Here is a 16,044-nt window from a genome sequence, read left to right as displayed (position 1 = left end):
ATGCATACATTCCTCAAAAAGATTTCACGCATAAAAAAACTGTCCAGTGAGCAGTACCCGCTCATAATCTGGACAGCTTATTTACTACCTTTATGGTTGTTTCAATAAGAGTACTTTAAAATAGTTTCTCCAGCCGAATGCTTTCCATTCGGCTTTTTCTGGCATATACGTTGGCATTGGGAAAAACACACTTGGTGCGCTCTCTTGGTCTCGGATAGATTTGTTGTAAACAACAACGTCACCCTTTGCAAGCCCTTCTGTTACAACAGTTCTATCGAGATGCTCGAACTGTGTCGCAAGTTTCGTTGTCTTTGCATAGCCTTTTTCATCGAGGCGCCAAGCGAAAGCTTCCTCTGTACCAACTTTTGTGAGCCATTTCGAACGAACAGCGGCTGCATTCTGAGCTGTATTTGTTGTAATGACCGTATTCACATGTGTTCCGAAAGGAGCTGGAATCACTTCGCCATTCGTACTTAAATGAACTTTGTAATACGCTAATGGATTTGTAACCTTTTTGTCTGCAAGTGCTTTGTATGCAGCCAAAAATTCATTTTCCACTGCTGGAACTTTGTCAACCGATTCGACAGCCCCTTCGACAGTTCCTTCAGTACCGTTCACATCAAGAACTGCAGGATCACTAATCGCAAGTCGGCTCCACTCTTCGTCTTCTGCATAGGTTTCAATAACTTGTTCGTTACTATAAATGACGATTTTCGGTTGGTCGCTTTCGTTCATAATGCGTGCGACAACACCTTCAGTGGGACTGACAAGAGCAGGACTTGTAGTATTTTGTTCCAATTGTGATTCGACAACTTTCAACCGACGTTCCGTATCTGCTAAATCACGTTTTGCTTCAGCGACCGCTTGCGCGTAAGATCCAGTTTGGTTGACATCTACTTGAACATCGACATTCAATTCTACTTTCGTATCATCATCGGCTTGCGTACGATCTGATTTAGATGAATTTGAGCTATTTGTTTTGTCTCCTGTTTCGAGGTCAGTGATCGTTGAACGAATTGTGTTTTGCTGCGTCAGCAATGCTTCTTTTTCAGACTCCCAAACGGCACGTTGGCCATCGGCTTGTTCTGTCTGCAGGCGAGCAAGTTCTTCACCTGTCGATACGGTGTCTCCTTCGCGTACGAGCCACGTATCGATTGCATTCGTATCATTCGTGTACACTGTGAACGTTTCAGCAGGTGCCACGAGTCCTTCTTTAGGTAACACTTCTTTGTATTCCTTCGCAGTCATACGCTCGTATTCACTAACATAGACTAATTTCTGTATGACACTTTTCTCTGAGTACATTAAGTACAGATTGAGGGCGACAAAAACACTGACGACCACTGCAATTGCTACATTCGTTATTTTATTCATTACGATGCGCCTCCTTGCACGACATAATTGAAGATACGTTCAAAAGGAATGTATCCCATCGCTGCAGTTAAAAGTGCAAATGCAATTTGCACTCCGATTAAGACCGCAAGTAGACTTTTCCAATTCATTGTTTTTGTGTATGAACGGATGAAACTGAACTGCAAGCTTACGATGAGTGCAGAGACAAGTGTTAACTGATTCAGGAACATAATTAGGAACCATGTATCTGAAAACGTTGCGGATAAAGGACCGAATGAAAGAAACGAAACGTTGGTCGCTTCTCCTTTCACAACAAACACAAGGAAAATGAGTGCTTTTTCTATAAGAAGCACACCTGTAACTAGTAACTGTAAAGGGACAATCCGGCGAACCGGGATTGATGTCAATAATCCGAGAATGTAAGAGACGAAGAATAAGTGGAAAGCTATGTAGAGGCATGCCCAAAGTATGGAGCCAAGCAGTGAGACAAACCGCGCAATTGTATACTCACCGTCTGTCGCAATCGCGAGCATCGGGCTAAGCGACTCTGTCGTCATTCCCCATATATCGCGTAATGCAAAGAGGAGGATCCCAGAAAGAAAAAGAAACACAATCCGTAGGTTGAATCCGCGCATTGCCGAACTTTGGTGCTCCATAGCGAGTTTTGAAGGATTCGTAACATAGCGCCAAAACGAAAAGTTGAAAAACATGGGATAATTCCTTTCTTATCAAAGATGGAAACCGATTTAAATAATAACTTCCTACCCTCTACTTTAGCAAAATCTACAAGATTTGCAAAGAATTCATGTAAGAATAGAAGATAACAGATAAATCAATAGACTTTAATTAGAATTTGTGTTTTCAACTCACTTATATGTGGGTATTGAATAATAACAAACTTAATTGACTATACTCCATTACATCACGGACAATTCATCTCGGAAAATAAGCGTTATTTCCCGGGAAATCGACAAAAGGGGCGGAGTATGATGGAAAACAACATGCAAATTCAAACTCAAAAAATGGCTGACATGTCTTGGCAGGATGTTGCTTTTGGACTTGCAGGATCGACGATATTCGTAGCGCTATTATATCTATTTACATAACTCTCTAGCCTCGGACAACTATTTATATATAAATAAAAACACCTACCGGAAATTAAGAAGTAGGTGTTTTTTACGTGGCATTATTCAGTTTGTACATTCGGCGTGTGCATTCCTTCCGTCAGTTCAGTAAACAGTAGTTTGTTATTCATTTCAAGTGCATAGTCGATCATACGTAATCGGTTCTCAATTTCGAGTTCGCTAATCAGTTGCTCGATTTCACGTGCTTGGGGCTCTGTAAGTTCCGGGGCTAAGTGGAAGATGCCTTCTAATACGGTAGATAGGTGCAAGTGTAGGTCTGAAATCAGCAGCAATTGATACAGCGGTAATCGGATGAACCGGCTGCCTCGCTGGAAGACGAATACTTCACCTAAGTTTTCGACTTGTAAGCTTTTCATATTGATGACAATCTCTTTACCTTCAATTGGAACGAATTGAAAGACTTCTTGGCCTTTTAGTATCGAAAAGTATTGGTAGGCGAATACTAGACGTAAACGAAAATCTTCTTTACTTGTATAAAATGGAGTCATTCGTTTCACTGATAGCATCTGAATCCCCTCCGTTTTTGAATATTCCGATTATTAATAGTCTATCACATTTGAGTCCACTTTGTGAATGATAAATGCCTGCTATTCTCAACTATATGTTGCATCCTTCCCGAGTTATACGAAGAACTCCATCATTTGTCCGGACGGTTTGAAGATTTCATCGTAAAGGACATACTATACGGGCTGAAATCATGGATGCCTAGTTCTCTCAATGCATGTAAAACAGCTATCGACAATCCTTTCTTGTCACGATTCACTTGTTTAAAAGCAATAATTTCTTTCGCATAGTTTACAGTAATCGATTCGAAATTGAATGTGCCGACAGTTGGAGAAATTAAATACAAGGTCTGGCGCTCTTTCACATCGATAATTCCATAAGTACTAGCAGGCTCGAGCTTCTCTTGAAGAACTGTCGTACGCTCTGTTAGCATCGTGCGTAACCCAGGTATGTGCATAACGAGTTGATTGGCTATAGTTCTCACCTTCTTCTATAAGTAATGGGCTGTCGGTCATCAACGGGAATGTTTAACTTTTATTTCCTAAATCAAAGGTTTTACCTACTTTCTTGTTTGATGAAAACAAGAATTTAGCGAAAGGTTTTCTCTTTTCCGGAGGAGATGATTTACGTAGTTCCCTGAACTGATGTATAATAGAAAGAATGCTTTGTCTAGGGAGTGGTTTTATTTTGCGCGTCGCTGCAGAACGTATTTCGTATTTGCATGAACGAGAAATCGAAAAGATGATGAATGATGTCCACTATACATTGCGTCCGGATCATCCGGAGCAGTCTGAGCTTGTCCGAAATGCGATTACAGCGGTTCGAAGAGGCGCTATTTCGTCGTACCGATATTCGCAAGGTGACGGAGAAGTACTAGCGCAACTCAATGACCGTGCCTCAGAGTTTGTACGCTTTTCTTTTGAAGAACAAACGTTAAGTTGTACGTGTGGCCGTAAAGAACGGTGTGTCCACCAACTTACAGTCGTTTTTGACCTATATTCGCAATTTCATTCGTTAACGGAGTGGTTTCAGGAATGGCGATCGTCAGAGAAAGAGCAGCTTGCGTTGAAAGTTACTGAACGAACGCCTGAAGCATGGGAATCTGTCTTGACGAGAGTTACAGCCCCTCTCCGCAAACTGACCGTATCCACAAATTCCTCCGTTTTCACATATGAATGTGCAGAAATCGAGAATCGCGTGCGACCATTAATGCCTTTTGAATATGAATGGAAGCCATTGTTTGATTTATTTTATCGCTTACACTTGATCGATGCGGCTTTTGAATACGCATCTTCTATATTGTCATCCAGCCAGTCACAACACTCTTACGGAACGTGGCAAATTACTACCTGGTTCAATGATCAAATAGCAGACATTGAAAAATTGGCGGGAACGTTCAGTAACAAACCGAAGTTGTTTGAAACAGATCCGTTCATGAAACGGTTAAAAGAGCTTGTACATTCCGTCTGTGTCCACCAAACGGGCCTGTTTCCGTATCGTTTCCGTATTTACGAATCGATTTGGGGACAGTTATTTGTTGACCGTATTGAACGTGAAGCGGAAAAGCAGCAACTTGCTGAAGATGGTACTCCGGATGCACGTCTTTTGGCGATGTATTTTGCAATTATCGAAGGACATGGAGACGTACTTGAGAATGCGCTTTCTGAAGAACAGCAACCCGATTTCGGTAGTTGGATGATGCTTGCTAAATTTGCACTCTCTGAAGCCCTTGCTCCTACTGCTGCTTCTATTGCACGCGGACTTTATCCATCCATTGAAGTCTATTTTAATAACCAAAACAGCCGAAGTGAGCAGCTCGCTGCTGCGCAAGAAATCGATACGCTTCTAGCAAATGGTGATTTCTCGGATGAAGAGCGAGAGTCCGTCTTTGCGATGTACGGTAAAATCGGCATTCCAAGATACTCGGACTTCCTAATTAAGCGAGGACGTTACCAAGAGTGGGCTGCATTGCTGCATCGCTATAACGTCCCTTACGATAGTGTAGACCAATCGGATTTGAAAGTGGTATTGGCTGAACAGCCGACTGCTGCATTGCCGTTGTTACATGACTACGCACAGCAATTCATCGCTGAGAAAAATCGTTTGAGCTATCGTCGCGCTGTAAAACTGTTCAAACGCATGAGAACAGCGTGTAAAAAAAGTGGTCAAACTGATTTTTGGAATCGTTACATCCGAACAGTGCGAGACAAGTATCGACGTCTGCGTGCGCTAATTGAAGAAATGGAGAGGGGTAGTCTTGAATTATGAGAGCTACACATCGACTCGCACGTGAGTTACAACTGACCATTCTGCCTACAGATCGTGGCAACTTCTCGATTTCCGCTGCAGATGATTACGGAACAATGATACCTGCTGATCGACTAGTCTCCTTTTTCTTCTTTGCTGATGATACGTCTTTGTTTGGTTTAACGGTTCCTACCGAAGATAACCATATGATCCTTCAACCTCATGAGTGGGTGCAGGCGTTCAGCGGGAACCGTCATCCGTACATTAGCTATAAAGGTGCCACAGAACGTGACGACGTTCAATTGAGCGCAGTTGAAGAGGCTGCGACACTTTGGCTTTCTAAAGATTTATGGTCGTATACGAAGCCAGATGCTGAGCAAATCATTCACTTCTCTGGAGCCGCAGCTGGACTTTCAGAATCGGCTGCAAGTTTGACCAAACAAGCAATTGCTACCAAGTTCCAATCTCTCGGTGTTCGCGCGGATATGGTTACTGCCTTATTGCCTCACTTACAGCATTATGGCTGGCCAGGTGAGACAAAATCCGATATGCCTATTCGTCCTGCGCTTCGTTTGACAGAGCCTGACGCGGAAGGAACTGAGGATTGGTTGCTTGAGACCGTTATCTTGAATGAGCGCGGAACGCAGTGGACCCCTGCAAAATCGAAGCAGAACGCTTCGATTGAAAGTGCGCTACCTGCTAAATGGAAGCCATTTGCTGAGGCCATCGCAGAGCAGCAATCGGAAATGATTTCGTTCCTTCAATCTGTTCATACGGAAACGAGCACTACGTTTCTTCATATGACGATGAGTGACCCGGAAGTCCGGATGTTCATCCAAAATGACTTACCGCTATTCCAATCGTTTGGTCTCGCAGTACTTCTTCCTTCGTGGCTGAAGTCTGTAACAGAGACGAAGATGAAAGTTCGTACAGATGCAGGAGTACAATCGTATAAATCAGCCGCCGGGTTAGATGAGGTGCTTTCATTCGACTGGAGCTTTTCACTCGCAGGCAATCAAATTGATCGAGATACATTCCAAAAGATGGTAGATGAAAACCGCGAGTTCATCCGTACTGGTGATGAATGGTTCCACATCGATCCCACTTGGTTGAAGCGTATTAAAGAATTGATGGAGCAAGCTGATAACGGTGAATGGACAGTGAAAGATTTATTATTCCAAGAGCTGCCTGAGGAAATCGTGGCAAGTGCCGACGAAGAATTTGAAGAAGATCCACTGCTTGCATTCACTATGCAACAGTCGCTCCGCCAGTATGTCGAGCAGGTGATGGACAAAAAAGGTTTGCCTATCGTCCCAGTTCCTGGGACGTTACAAACCGAGTTGCGTCCGTATCAGCATGAAGGATTCAACTGGCTCATGTTCATGCGTGAACACCAATTTGGCGCATGTCTTGCCGATGATATGGGTTTAGGTAAAACCGTGCAGCTCATCAGCTATTTGCTGAATGTCCACGCGCAACCGGATGCACCTCCTTCTCTAATCATTTGTCCAACGAGTGTACTCGGAAACTGGCAAAAAGAGTTGGCACGGTTCGCTCCTTCTTTGAAAGCAGCAGTCCACTATGGGCCAGGCCGTTTGAAGGAAGAGCAGTTTAACACATTCTTAGCTAGAGAAAAGCCTGACGTTGTTTTGACGACTTATGGTACCGCTACACAAGATAGTGAGTTCTTGATTGAGTTTCCGTTTTCAAGCATCACACTTGATGAAGCACAAAATATCAAGAATATGCAAACGAAGCAATCACGAGCGATCCGTAAACTTCGAGGCGCCCACCATATCGCGCTGACGGGAACGCCGATTGAAAACCGACTTGCAGAGTTATGGGCCATTTTTGATTTCATCCATCGTGGCTATTTCGGTAGTTTCCGTAGGTTTACGGATGATTACATCATTCCGATTGAACGAGACGATGACGAGCGGACGAAAAGTCGTCTTCGTTCTAAAATCCATCCGTTCCTATTACGTCGAACGAAAAGTGATCCTGATTTACAGCTTAATCTGCCGAAGAAACTTGAACAGAACGAGTATGTGCCACTTACGAGTGAACAGGCTGCTCTATACGAAAGCTTCATAGAAGAAACAAAGTTCAAGTTGCAGACACTTTCCGGTTTTGAACGGAAAGGACTCATTTTGAAAATGTTAAGTCGCTTGAAGCAATTGTGTAATCACCCTGCTTTGTTCTTGAAAGAGCCCTATACACAAGTGGATCAGATGTTGACACGTTCCGACAAATTGGAACGCATTGTTAAACTTGCTGCTGAAATTGCTAGTAACGGAGAACAATGTCTAATCTTTACACAATACATTGGAATGGGTCAGCTCATTCGACAATGCTTGTCTGAACTCTACGGCTATGAAGTACCGTTCCTGACAGGTAGTATGCCGAAAGGACAGCGAGATCACCTCGTTGAAGCTTTCCAAAATGGTGAGTTTCCAATTTTCATCCTGTCGCTAAAAGCAGGAGGAACTGGACTGAACTTAACTGCCGCGAATCATGTATTGCACGCAGATCGTTGGTGGAATCCCGCTGTTGAGAACCAAGCAACTGACCGTGCGTACCGGATTGGTCAAGAAAAGTTTGTGCATGTCCATAAATTCGTGACTATCGGAACAATCGAAGAAAAAATTGATAAGATGTTAGAAGAAAAAGCTGCGTTGTCTGCAGATCTTATCCAATCTAGTCAATGGCTCACCGAGTTATCTGACGGTGAATTGGATGATCTGTTATCATTCGGTTAATTGACTTCTCTTTACCCGCAAATCACATAAAGTGGTTTGCGGGTTTTTATGTACAAGTTAAACGCCGCTCATCCCTTTGATGTGCATGGCGCGTTGAGTCGTTCGATTGCTAGCTTTTCGTTCTAATATATCCACGCGTTCATTCAAATTAGCGACCATGCGGATGAGCTGACCAATTTGCAGTTCCATACGAAGAATTGTTTGCTGATGTGCTTCCATTCATTTCTCTCCTTTTTAGGCGATGATGCTGTCGGATTATGAAGAAGCGGTCTCTTCCAATTCGACAGCATCCCCGCAGTTAGTTGGTGGATGAAGCCACCACTTCCTCTTGACGCTGTACTGTCGCGTTTTCAGGAGTTCCTGACACTCCTGATACCGGTGCTTAACCTTGCTCGTTCTGCTCATAAAGAGTCCCCACAGTTTATGAGCCCTGCTACTTGCAATAATTCCCCCGAATTATGCAGTTAGTGTTACGTTATCAGTTTCCACATTTTCAACTTTTTTACTATTCCATCCATCCCGGATTGCGGTCCGACCAAATCTCCCCCTCGTCTTATGTAACTGGACTAAATTCTAGAAAATCGGTAGCGTTTCTTTTTCTCGAGTTTGTTGCGGTAATTCAAAATGATCGATTGCGTCAGTTCGTTTTTCTGTAGATGTTCTTGAATTTGTCCGACTTGCAATTTGTTCTTCTACAGACGGTTTTTTAGTCACGAGAAAACGGACATCATCGCCAACTACTTCCGTGAAGTACGCACGGGTTCGGTCTTCTCGTTCATACGACCGGGTTTGAATGCGACCACTGACACCGACTAGAGATCCTTTACCACAATGCTTGACAGTATTCTCAGCAGTGCGTCCATAGATCGTACAGTAAATGAAGTCCGCTTCAATATCCCCTTGCTGATTTTTAAAGCTACGATTGACAGCAAGTGTAAAGCTCGCTTGCATCCGAGTATCTCCGATAATCCTGAGTTCCGGATTTTTCGTCAGCCTTCCAACGAGTGCTACATGATTCACTGGGTTCCCTCCTCTCTTTGGATTGTCTTCATCATACGGACAGCGCGACGGAAGTACAAATGAGCATTTCTTCAGTTTCACTCGCTTTCATCCACTGAATTTGAAGTTTGAAAACGTTTTTGACAGGTACTTATTCGGACAAGACGATAAGGCTACGGCTTTTCAAATTGTGTAGATTTGTGTACAATTCGGCTTTGATCAATTTATAAAGAGTTTTTCAAGGCTATGGTATACTGATTAAAAAAAGGGGATGCGAACAGGATGAAGACGTTTAAAATGATTTCTTTCGGATTGCTCACTGGTGATGAAGCTGAGTATTTACCTTTACTGGATGGCATCATCATAAACCAGGAAAACAGTCATCGCATGTGGATACTAGAGATGTTTTTAGATGCGACCCATAAAGATCGATTCAATAAATTGAAGGCGGACGAAACGCTCGTCGAAGCAAAAGTAGTCATTTCTTATCCTGAGAACGAACCTGCTGCATTCGTTCTTGCGGTGGATGCCGTTGAGCAAATAGGAGACCGGGTCTCCGTTTTATTGAAGGGGAGATTGAAACGACAACGTTCAGAGTACGCGGAACAGTTATTGAGCGATTTGCTCGATCGTGGTCTTGAAGGCGACGCATTGCTCCAGCGCTTCGAAAGTGACATGCGTTCGCGTCCACGACTTAAAAAGAAATGATGAACAACGAAAAAGACCACAGGAGAAAACTCCTGTGGTCTTTTTCGTTGTTATTTTCCACCTGACATCCCTTTATCGTCTGTCTTTGGAGAACCGCCGTTGTTACCTGTTCCGGCACTATTTCCGCCGCCAGGAGTGCTGTTTTCTCCCATCGTACCGCCTTCCCCATTGCCTGTTCCTTCGAGCGTATTATCTTCGACGCCATCACGATTTATGACGCCATCCATTCCACCATCACGATCGTCTTCCATACCATCGAGATTCGGCCCTGTCGTTCCGTTCGGAGCTGTACCGCCTTCCATTTCCGGCGTCCAGTCCTTCGCGCGACCATCCATATTATCGTCCAGGCTTTCCATAGGTGTTTCGTTTTTGTCCGGGACGTCTTTGTTAGTGGAACCACATCCAGCCAGTACGAAACCTGCAGCAATTGCTGCTGGCAATACTTTCTTCAACATGAAAAATTCCCTCCCTTCAAGTAGCTATCCAACATAGCTTGGCTTGAAAGAAGAGAACTATCCATTTTTTCTTTATGCTTGGAAACGTTTTTTTAATTCTGCTTCAACGAATGCAGCTTCTGCCTTACATTCATAGGCGAATTTCGTATCATGCTCTTCTTGTATTTGCTCAATTGTCGCTATCTGATCTTCAGATGGCGGCTCGCTCAATACTTTTTGAATGACTTCATTGATACGTACTGCGACATCTTCATGGAATTGAGTAGAATATTTCACGTCATCTGGAATCTTTTCATACCAGAGTGCCTTCTTCGTAATATACTCACTCCAACGTTTCATGAATTCTATCATGTCGTATCGATCAGGATTCCATTCAATTTCCGTCATGTATTGTTCAAAGGTCTGTGTAATGGACCTCGTGATGCTACTCTTTAAATTAGGTGAAAGACTTTTGAACATTCTCGTATAGTACCTCCCACGATGTACATGCTACTGTATGTTTGATTGGCTCTCGCATACAAAAAAGTTGCCAAAGTGTATAAACACACTATGTAAAATTTTACCGGATTTTCACGCGAGTTGCAACCTTTAACCGAATTTTACTGCTTAGCACCTAGTGCAAACGTAATTTCCGCTTCACACGCAAGCTCGCCATCGACTGTCGCTGTTGCTTTTCCTTTACCGATAGAACCGCGCATACGCGTAATTTCAACTTCTAGACGAAGTACATCGCCAGGAACAACTTGACGTTTAAAGCGGCAATTATCAATGCCTGCAAAAAATGCTAGCCGTCCTTTGTTCTCTTCTTTTTGTAAAATCGCAACAGCACCGACTTGCGCTAGCGCTTCTACGATTAAGACGCCAGGCATTACTGGATAACCAGGGAAGTGGCCGTTAAAGTAGTTTTCGTTGATGCTTACATTTTTCGTTCCTACAGCACGCACGCCTTCTTCGACTTCAAGAATTCGATCGACTAACAAGAATGGGTAACGATGCGGAAGAATGGCTTGGATCTGTTCAGCTGTCAGCATAGTGATTCTCCTTTTCGAGGTCCTCGAAATCTATTGTTTTCCGTTCATAATGTCAAAAATATGTGTCCACGTCTCTTTATGGAAAATGTCGCTAGCAGCCCCGTCACCAAGGATACTAAATCCAATAAAGGCACCGAGTACAACCGCCGCTGCAAGTAGCACGAGAACTAAAAGAACACGGACGTAAATGGGTAGAATTCGAATTTGAACCCAACGAACCGGTTTAGCATCCGCTTCTACTTCCACTTCTTTAGTTGCATGACGCTGCTTACGCGTCGCTTTTGGCGTGTCATCCTGTAGTGCCGGTTTCGCTTCAGCTTTACGGTTTGCACGTGTCATCGGCGTTTGTTCCTGCACAGGTTGCGAAGTCGCTGCATGAGACGCGCGTGATTCCGAGCGACTTTTCACATTGGTTGAATCCACCGGGTCGGATGAGATACTTGTCTTTTGTTTATCATCAGTCATGTCAATACTCCCCACCTAGCTCACCGGATATTGTTGACTAGGCCGAGCATCTGATCAGCGATAGAAACGGTACGTGAGTTGAACTGATACGATCGCTGTACATTGATGAGGTCTGTCATTTCCTTTTGATAGTCTACGTTAGATCCTTCAAGTGTCCCTTGTTGGATACCAATTTCCGCGCCATTTAGTTCGGTTAGGATGTCGTCTTCATTGACATTCAATTCGTCCAAATTCGCTGGAAGTGCAAAATGCGTTGAAGAGAGGCGTGTCATCACATTCGGTCGTTCAATGAGCGTCACTCCGAGTTGAGTGGTCTGTTCTACACCAGTTGCTGATTTCGCAACCAATGTACCATCTGACTTTAGTTCGAATGAATCTACAGGACCGTTAAACATAACTGCATTTCCTGCACGGTCTGCAACAGCATTTCCTTCGCCGTCAACTAGTGCAACTTGATTTCCTTGTCCTGGTGACAGATAGAAGTTCCCTTGGCGTGTATAGACAGTCTCTGGACCTTCAGGGCCTTGTACAAGTAAATTGAAGTATTGTTTCGGTTCAGTGAGGGCAAAGTCAAGATTTCTACCTGTTTGCTGTAATGTACCCACTTTCCAGTTCATTTGAGTTTGGCCGAGCATTGCGCCAACGCCATAACGAATGCCTGCAGGGGATTGACGTTGAGCGGTATCCGCTTTGTCGTTATTGAACTGCTGATACAACATTTCTTGAAAACTAGCTTGGTTCGATTTATAACCATGTGTCCCTATATTAGACAAGTTGTTCCCGATGATATCCAAACTATTTTGTAGTTGGTTCATCGTATTGACAGCTGTTGTCATTGTACGAATCATTTGGTTTGACTCCTTTCGCTCATGCGAAGCGTGCGATTATCCATTGACACGACCGATTTCAGAGACCGCTTTTTCCATGCTGCGGTCGTAGGCTTGCAATACTTTTTGGTTCGCTTCGAATGCACGGAAAGCTGTCATCATGTCAGTCATCGTACGCGATGCATCGACGTTCGATTGTTCGATGAAGCCTTGCTTCAGTGAGTAGCTGACTCCTTGTGCTTCCGTTGCGTTCGTCAGTTCTTGTTCGGCATAGAAGAATCCATTATCGCGTTTAGCAAGCGTCTCTGGGTTCGCAGCGTAGCTAATTCCTAGAGTCGCCGCTTCTAACTCGCCAAATTTGATAATACCCTCGTCCGTCACTTGGAAATCATCGTTTGGCAATTGAATACGAGTACCGTTCGTGTCGAGAACGTATTTTCCATCCGCCGTCGTCAAGTACCCTTCTGGATTCAACGCGAAGTTACCGCTTTTTGTATAAGCACGTTCTCCATTCGATCCTTCAAGTGTATAGAAGATAGCGCCAGGCTTGCCTGTATCCGGGTTAACTGGAAGTCTGCCGTCTACAAGTGCAATATCTGTCGTCAATTCGGTTTCACGAAGTTGGCCTTGTGTGAACAATGGCATCGTTTCTTGCATGTAAGTGCCAGTTGAAAGCGAGCCAATTGGGTTTAAGCCTTTCATCTGAAAGCTATTTTGAACCGGTACTTTTGTTGCTTCCAAGTTGGACAAGTACATTTCAGGGAACGACCGAATCGATGACTGATCAGACTTAAATCCTGGTGTATTGGCGTTCGCCATATTATTTGAAAGCAGTTCTGTTCTGCGCTGTTGAGCAATCATTCCAGAACCTGCTGTATAAAATCCACGGAACATGAGCCCCGCCTCCTTTTTAGCTGTTGCTAATGATCCAGTGGCGTTTCGGTTAAGAGTGTTTTCGTTTTTTGTCCAGACTATCGAGCATAATGCCTGTCCCTTTTGCGACACAACCGAGAGGGTCATCCGCTACGAATACAGGTACTTTCAATTCCTCAGCAAGCAGTTGGTCGAGTCCACGAAGGAGCGCCCCGCCACCTGTCAAGATGATGCCTCGATCTATAATATCCGCGGATAGTTCCGGTGGTGTTTTTTCTAGTACGTTTTTAGCGGAATGGAGAATCCAAGCAATGGACTCTTCAATAGCACTTGTGATTTCCTTTGAGTTCACTGTGATGTTTCGCGGAAGTCCTGAAACCATATCACGTCCACGGATATCCATCTCTTCGTAATGGCTATCCGGGAATACAGAAGTGACCTTCATTTTGATGTCTTCTGCTGTACGTTCCCCAATCAGCAATTTGTGCTTCTTTTTGATGAACTGCATAATGTCATTATCGAACGTATTGCCCGCAATTTTAATGGATTCAGATGTGACAATGTCTCCCATGGAAAGAACTGCAACATCAGTCGTACCGCCACCGATGTCAATGACCATGTTTCCACTTGGTTGATAAATGTCCATGCCTGCTCCAATTGCAGCTACTTTCGGTTCTGCTTCCAAGAACACTTGACGGCCCCCAGATTTTTGAACAGCTTCTTTAATCGCTTTCTGTTCAACGCTTGTAACGTCTGTAGGACAGCAAATTAAGATGCGTGGTTTCGAGAACCACCCTTTGACATTCAGACGATCGATAAAGCCTTTCAGCATCGCTTCTGTGCTGTCAAAGTCAGCAATCACTCCATTTTTCAATGGACGCATTACCTGGATATTACGTGGGGTTCTTCCTATCATCTGCCGTGCTTTTTCCCCAACAGCGATAAGTTCTCGCGTCTTTGTGTCAATCGCAACTACAGATGGCTCGTTTAGTTGAATCCCTTTTCCTTTTACATGTATTAATACATTTGCCGTTCCCAGGTCAATGCCGATATCTTTCGCAAACATCTCTTCCCTGCCCCTTCCGTTCGTTCAGCCGTTATAACGCACAGTTACACGTTCTCCTAACTTAACATTTTATCACAGTGTTCCGAAAAAGAACATAAAAAATCGGTATTTCCCATGGCAGATGATGGATTTGACGCGGATGGTTCGGATTTGTCTATAACGATAGAAAAAACGGACTGCGAGATTCGCTAGTCCGTTTCTGTTGCTGCTGATTCATCTAGTTTCCGTTGTTCAATTTTCCATTTTTGACGAGTTGCTTCGCCACCGCGTAAGTGACGAATCGATTTGTGGTACGCGAGAATTTTTGCGACTTCCTCAGATAATTGGGCATCGATATTGGGCAATCGCTCGGTCAAGTCTTTGTGTACTGTGCTTTTTGAGTACCCTGTCACTTTTGCGAGCGCTCTCACAGTAAGACCAGTGTCGATCAGTAACTTGCCGAGGCGAACACAGCGCCTCCGAATTTGTTCGTGCACACCCTCTTCCTTTCCCGTCATCCATTTGTTCTTTCACTGTATGCGGATGCTCGGCGGGCTATTCCTATTCAGCTTGGGGCTATGTATGTCCTGTACGTTGTTAGCTTCATATTGCGAGTCTATCTCGCAAGATCGCTTAGGTTTTGAATGAAGTGCACTTGACCAATTAGATGTTTTGAAGTTTTCATTTGGTTAGAAGCGGGGAGTGATTTAAGATTGAGTGATTTGATTGGTGGCACTTCGCTTTTATTATTTGGGCTGGTTGGCTTGCGTTGTGATCACATCTCCACGTTTATGAGCACTTTTCTCGCGTTATGATCACATTTCCATGTTTATGAGCGTTTTCCTCGTGTTATGATCACATTTCCACATTTCTGAGCGCTTTCCTCGCGTTATGATCAATCCGCCCCTACTCCGCTTGAAAATAGAAAAAACCTGCCGGGAGGGTGGCAGGTTTAGAAAGTAATGAGATTAAAAGGCCAAGAAGGAACGTGGATTCACAGCGACATCATCTTTTTGGACTTCAAAGTGAAGATGGATGCCGGCTTGTGGGTTCCATTCGTTTTCTGCAGTAGTTGCAAGTACTTCGCCTTGCTGAATTGCGTCACCCTCTTTTACGAGAATGCCTGTAACGGAACGGTAAATCGTTTTCAAACCATCTTTGTGAGTGATGACGATTTCACTCCCTTTAAACGGATCTGATACAATTTGGTCGACTTTACCACTCATTGCTGCAATTACTTCGAATGGTTTACCATCCACTGCGAGTGTCAGTCCTTCGTTCGTCACATAAATTTGTTTGAAGACGAGTAATGCATTTTCTCGACTTGCTGCATCCGCTTCAGGATCATAGAAGTCTTGAAGGATAGCCACTTGATCGAGTAGCTCTTCATCAAACGGATACTTTAGCGTTTCGTTCTGTGCGTTTGTTTCCACCGTGACTTCGGTTTTCGCCTTTTCTTTGTCTACAGCTGCTTGTTCTAGAGCATCTGGTTTCGTCAATGCATTATAACCCCATACCATTCCAACGAACAACAGGGCAAAGCTTGCATAGATAGTAGGCCAGAACCAGTTGCTTTTCGTGCTCTTGTTTTTCTGAGAAGGGGCGTTCGGTTTTTTTTCTTCTCTCATTTATG

Annotated in this window: 18 protein-coding genes; 3 read left to right on the top strand and 15 right to left on the bottom strand. The window is 43.9% G+C overall.

Annotated elements, in window-relative coordinates:
• Nucleotides 1-90 precede the first annotated feature (90 nt).
• The 4 genes from ACRPI0_RS00635 to ACRPI0_RS00620 form a co-directional block, all read right to left on the bottom strand.
• Entirely contained in the window at nt 91-1,374 is a 1,284-nt protein-coding gene (locus ACRPI0_RS00635) for an efflux RND transporter periplasmic adaptor subunit (protein ID WP_432354118.1), read from the bottom strand.
• Complete coding sequence (locus ACRPI0_RS00630; protein WP_432354117.1) at nt 1,374-2,063, bottom strand: hypothetical protein; 690 nt, start codon at nt 2,061-2,063, stop codon at nt 1,374-1,376. The genes ACRPI0_RS00635 and ACRPI0_RS00630 overlap by 1 nt, the downstream gene beginning before the upstream one ends.
• Nucleotides 2,064-2,539: 476 nt before the next feature.
• Entirely contained in the window at nt 2,540-3,004 is a 465-nt protein-coding gene (locus ACRPI0_RS00625; RefSeq protein WP_432354115.1) for a transcriptional regulator, read from the bottom strand.
• A gap of 131 nt (nt 3,005-3,135) precedes the next feature.
• Entirely contained in the window at nt 3,136-3,459 is a 324-nt protein-coding gene (locus ACRPI0_RS00620; RefSeq protein WP_432354113.1) for a hypothetical protein, read from the bottom strand.
• 230 nt (nt 3,460-3,689) lie between these two features.
• On the opposite strand from ACRPI0_RS00620, the gene ACRPI0_RS00615 reads away from it, so the two are divergent.
• Together ACRPI0_RS00615 and ACRPI0_RS00610 are read left to right on the top strand one after the other, a co-directional pair.
• A complete protein-coding gene (locus ACRPI0_RS00615; RefSeq protein ID WP_432354111.1) occupies nt 3,690-5,270 on the top strand; it encodes a hypothetical protein in 1,581 nt (526 codons plus the stop codon).
• A complete protein-coding gene (locus tag ACRPI0_RS00610; protein ID WP_432354109.1) occupies nt 5,267-8,008 on the top strand; it encodes a DEAD/DEAH box helicase in 2,742 nt (913 codons plus the stop codon). The genes ACRPI0_RS00615 and ACRPI0_RS00610 overlap by 4 nt, the downstream gene beginning before the upstream one ends.
• Nucleotides 8,009-8,065: 57 nt before the next feature.
• Here the strand turns inward: ACRPI0_RS00610 and ACRPI0_RS00605 are convergent, their stop codons facing one another.
• Both ACRPI0_RS00605 and ACRPI0_RS00600 read right to left on the bottom strand, forming a co-directional pair.
• Entirely contained in the window at nt 8,066-8,227 is a 162-nt protein-coding gene (locus ACRPI0_RS00605; RefSeq protein WP_432354107.1) for a hypothetical protein, read from the bottom strand.
• Nucleotides 8,228-8,581: 354 nt separating this feature from the next.
• On the bottom strand, nt 8,582-9,028 hold the full coding sequence (locus ACRPI0_RS00600; RefSeq protein ID WP_432354105.1) for a single-stranded DNA-binding protein: 447 nt from the start codon (nt 9,026-9,028) through the stop codon (nt 8,582-8,584).
• A 261-nt stretch (nt 9,029-9,289) separates the two neighbouring features.
• Between ACRPI0_RS00600 and ACRPI0_RS00595 the strand changes: the two genes are divergently transcribed.
• Complete coding sequence (locus ACRPI0_RS00595) at nt 9,290-9,715, top strand: YwpF family protein (RefSeq protein WP_432354104.1); 426 nt, start codon at nt 9,290-9,292, stop codon at nt 9,713-9,715.
• Nucleotides 9,716-9,765: 50 nt separating this feature from the next.
• Here ACRPI0_RS00595 and ACRPI0_RS00590 read toward each other — a convergent pair whose 3' ends face one another.
• The 9 genes from ACRPI0_RS00590 to ACRPI0_RS00550 form a co-directional block, all read right to left on the bottom strand.
• The gene (locus ACRPI0_RS00590; protein WP_432354102.1) at nt 9,766-10,170 is read right to left on the bottom strand and encodes a hypothetical protein; all 405 of its coding nucleotides are present in this window, start codon (nt 10,168-10,170) and stop codon (nt 9,766-9,768) included.
• Between the two features lie 72 nt (nt 10,171-10,242).
• Nucleotides 10,243-10,629: a hypothetical protein gene (locus ACRPI0_RS00585; RefSeq protein ID WP_432354101.1), complete on the bottom strand. Its 387-nt coding sequence runs from the start codon at nt 10,627-10,629 to the stop codon at nt 10,243-10,245.
• Nucleotides 10,630-10,769: 140 nt separating this feature from the next.
• The gene (gene fabZ, locus ACRPI0_RS00580; protein ID WP_432354099.1) at nt 10,770-11,201 is read right to left on the bottom strand and encodes a 3-hydroxyacyl-ACP dehydratase FabZ; all 432 of its coding nucleotides are present in this window, start codon (nt 11,199-11,201) and stop codon (nt 10,770-10,772) included.
• 30 nt (nt 11,202-11,231) lie between these two features.
• Complete coding sequence (locus ACRPI0_RS00575) at nt 11,232-11,666, bottom strand: DNA-directed RNA polymerase subunit beta (protein ID WP_432354097.1); 435 nt, start codon at nt 11,664-11,666, stop codon at nt 11,232-11,234.
• Between the two features lie 20 nt (nt 11,667-11,686).
• Nucleotides 11,687-12,514, bottom strand: a complete 828-nt coding sequence (locus tag ACRPI0_RS00570; RefSeq protein ID WP_432354095.1) for a flagellar hook-basal body protein — start codon at nt 12,512-12,514, stop codon at nt 11,687-11,689.
• Between the two features lie 36 nt (nt 12,515-12,550).
• Nucleotides 12,551-13,387: a flagellar hook-basal body protein gene (locus ACRPI0_RS00565; protein ID WP_432354093.1), complete on the bottom strand. Its 837-nt coding sequence runs from the start codon at nt 13,385-13,387 to the stop codon at nt 12,551-12,553.
• 49 nt (nt 13,388-13,436) lie between these two features.
• Complete coding sequence (locus tag ACRPI0_RS00560; RefSeq protein WP_432354091.1) at nt 13,437-14,432, bottom strand: rod shape-determining protein; 996 nt, start codon at nt 14,430-14,432, stop codon at nt 13,437-13,439.
• A 188-nt stretch (nt 14,433-14,620) separates the two neighbouring features.
• On the bottom strand, nt 14,621-14,908 hold the full coding sequence (locus ACRPI0_RS00555; RefSeq protein WP_432354089.1) for a sporulation transcriptional regulator SpoIIID: 288 nt from the start codon (nt 14,906-14,908) through the stop codon (nt 14,621-14,623).
• A 471-nt stretch (nt 14,909-15,379) separates the two neighbouring features.
• Nucleotides 15,380-16,039 carry a peptidoglycan DD-metalloendopeptidase family protein gene (locus ACRPI0_RS00550; protein ID WP_432354087.1) on the bottom strand — a complete coding sequence of 220 codons (660 nt, stop codon included), beginning with the start codon at nt 16,037-16,039 and terminating at the stop codon, nt 15,380-15,382.
• Between the last annotated feature and the right edge of the window lie 5 nt (nt 16,040-16,044).

The sequence above is a fragment of the Sporosarcina sp. A2 genome (assembly GCF_050858885.1).
GTDB lineage: Bacteria > Bacillota > Bacilli > Bacillales_A > Planococcaceae > Sporosarcina.
The sequence above is the reverse complement of the archived record's forward strand: the minus strand, read 5'-3'. Positions and strand labels throughout refer to the sequence as shown.

Excerpts from the sequence above, each read along its gene's own strand:
- ACRPI0_RS00560 (WP_432354091.1), bottom strand. The coding sequence starts at position 14,432 with ATGTTTGCGAAAGATATCGGCATTGACCTGGGAACGGCAAATGTATTA.
- ACRPI0_RS00550 (WP_432354087.1), bottom strand. The coding sequence starts at position 16,039 with ATGAGAGAAGAAAAAAAACCGAACGCCCCTTCTCAGAAAAACAAGAGC.
- ACRPI0_RS00570 (WP_432354095.1), bottom strand. The coding sequence starts at position 12,514 with ATGATTCGTACAATGACAACAGCTGTCAATACGATGAACCAACTACAA.
- ACRPI0_RS00590 (WP_432354102.1), bottom strand. The coding sequence starts at position 10,170 with ATGTTGAAGAAAGTATTGCCAGCAGCAATTGCTGCAGGTTTCGTACTG.
- ACRPI0_RS00635 (WP_432354118.1), bottom strand. The coding sequence starts at position 1,374 with ATGAATAAAATAACGAATGTAGCAATTGCAGTGGTCGTCAGTGTTTTT.
- ACRPI0_RS00585 (WP_432354101.1), bottom strand. The coding sequence starts at position 10,629 with ATGTTCAAAAGTCTTTCACCTAATTTAAAGAGTAGCATCACGAGGTCC.
- ACRPI0_RS00565 (WP_432354093.1), bottom strand. The coding sequence starts at position 13,387 with ATGTTCCGTGGATTTTATACAGCAGGTTCTGGAATGATTGCTCAACAG.
- ACRPI0_RS00575 (WP_432354097.1), bottom strand. The coding sequence starts at position 11,666 with ATGACTGATGATAAACAAAAGACAAGTATCTCATCCGACCCGGTGGAT.
- ACRPI0_RS00630 (WP_432354117.1), bottom strand. The coding sequence starts at position 2,063 with ATGTTTTTCAACTTTTCGTTTTGGCGCTATGTTACGAATCCTTCAAAA.
- ACRPI0_RS00625 (WP_432354115.1), bottom strand. The coding sequence starts at position 3,004 with ATGCTATCAGTGAAACGAATGACTCCATTTTATACAAGTAAAGAAGAT.
- fabZ (WP_432354099.1), bottom strand. The coding sequence starts at position 11,201 with ATGCTGACAGCTGAACAGATCCAAGCCATTCTTCCGCATCGTTACCCA.
- ACRPI0_RS00605 (WP_432354107.1), bottom strand. The coding sequence starts at position 8,227 with ATGGAAGCACATCAGCAAACAATTCTTCGTATGGAACTGCAAATTGGT.
- ACRPI0_RS00620 (WP_432354113.1), bottom strand. The coding sequence starts at position 3,459 with ATGCACATACCTGGGTTACGCACGATGCTAACAGAGCGTACGACAGTT.
- ACRPI0_RS00595 (WP_432354104.1), top strand. The coding sequence starts at position 9,290 with ATGAAGACGTTTAAAATGATTTCTTTCGGATTGCTCACTGGTGATGAA.
- ACRPI0_RS00610 (WP_432354109.1), top strand. The coding sequence starts at position 5,267 with ATGAGAGCTACACATCGACTCGCACGTGAGTTACAACTGACCATTCTG.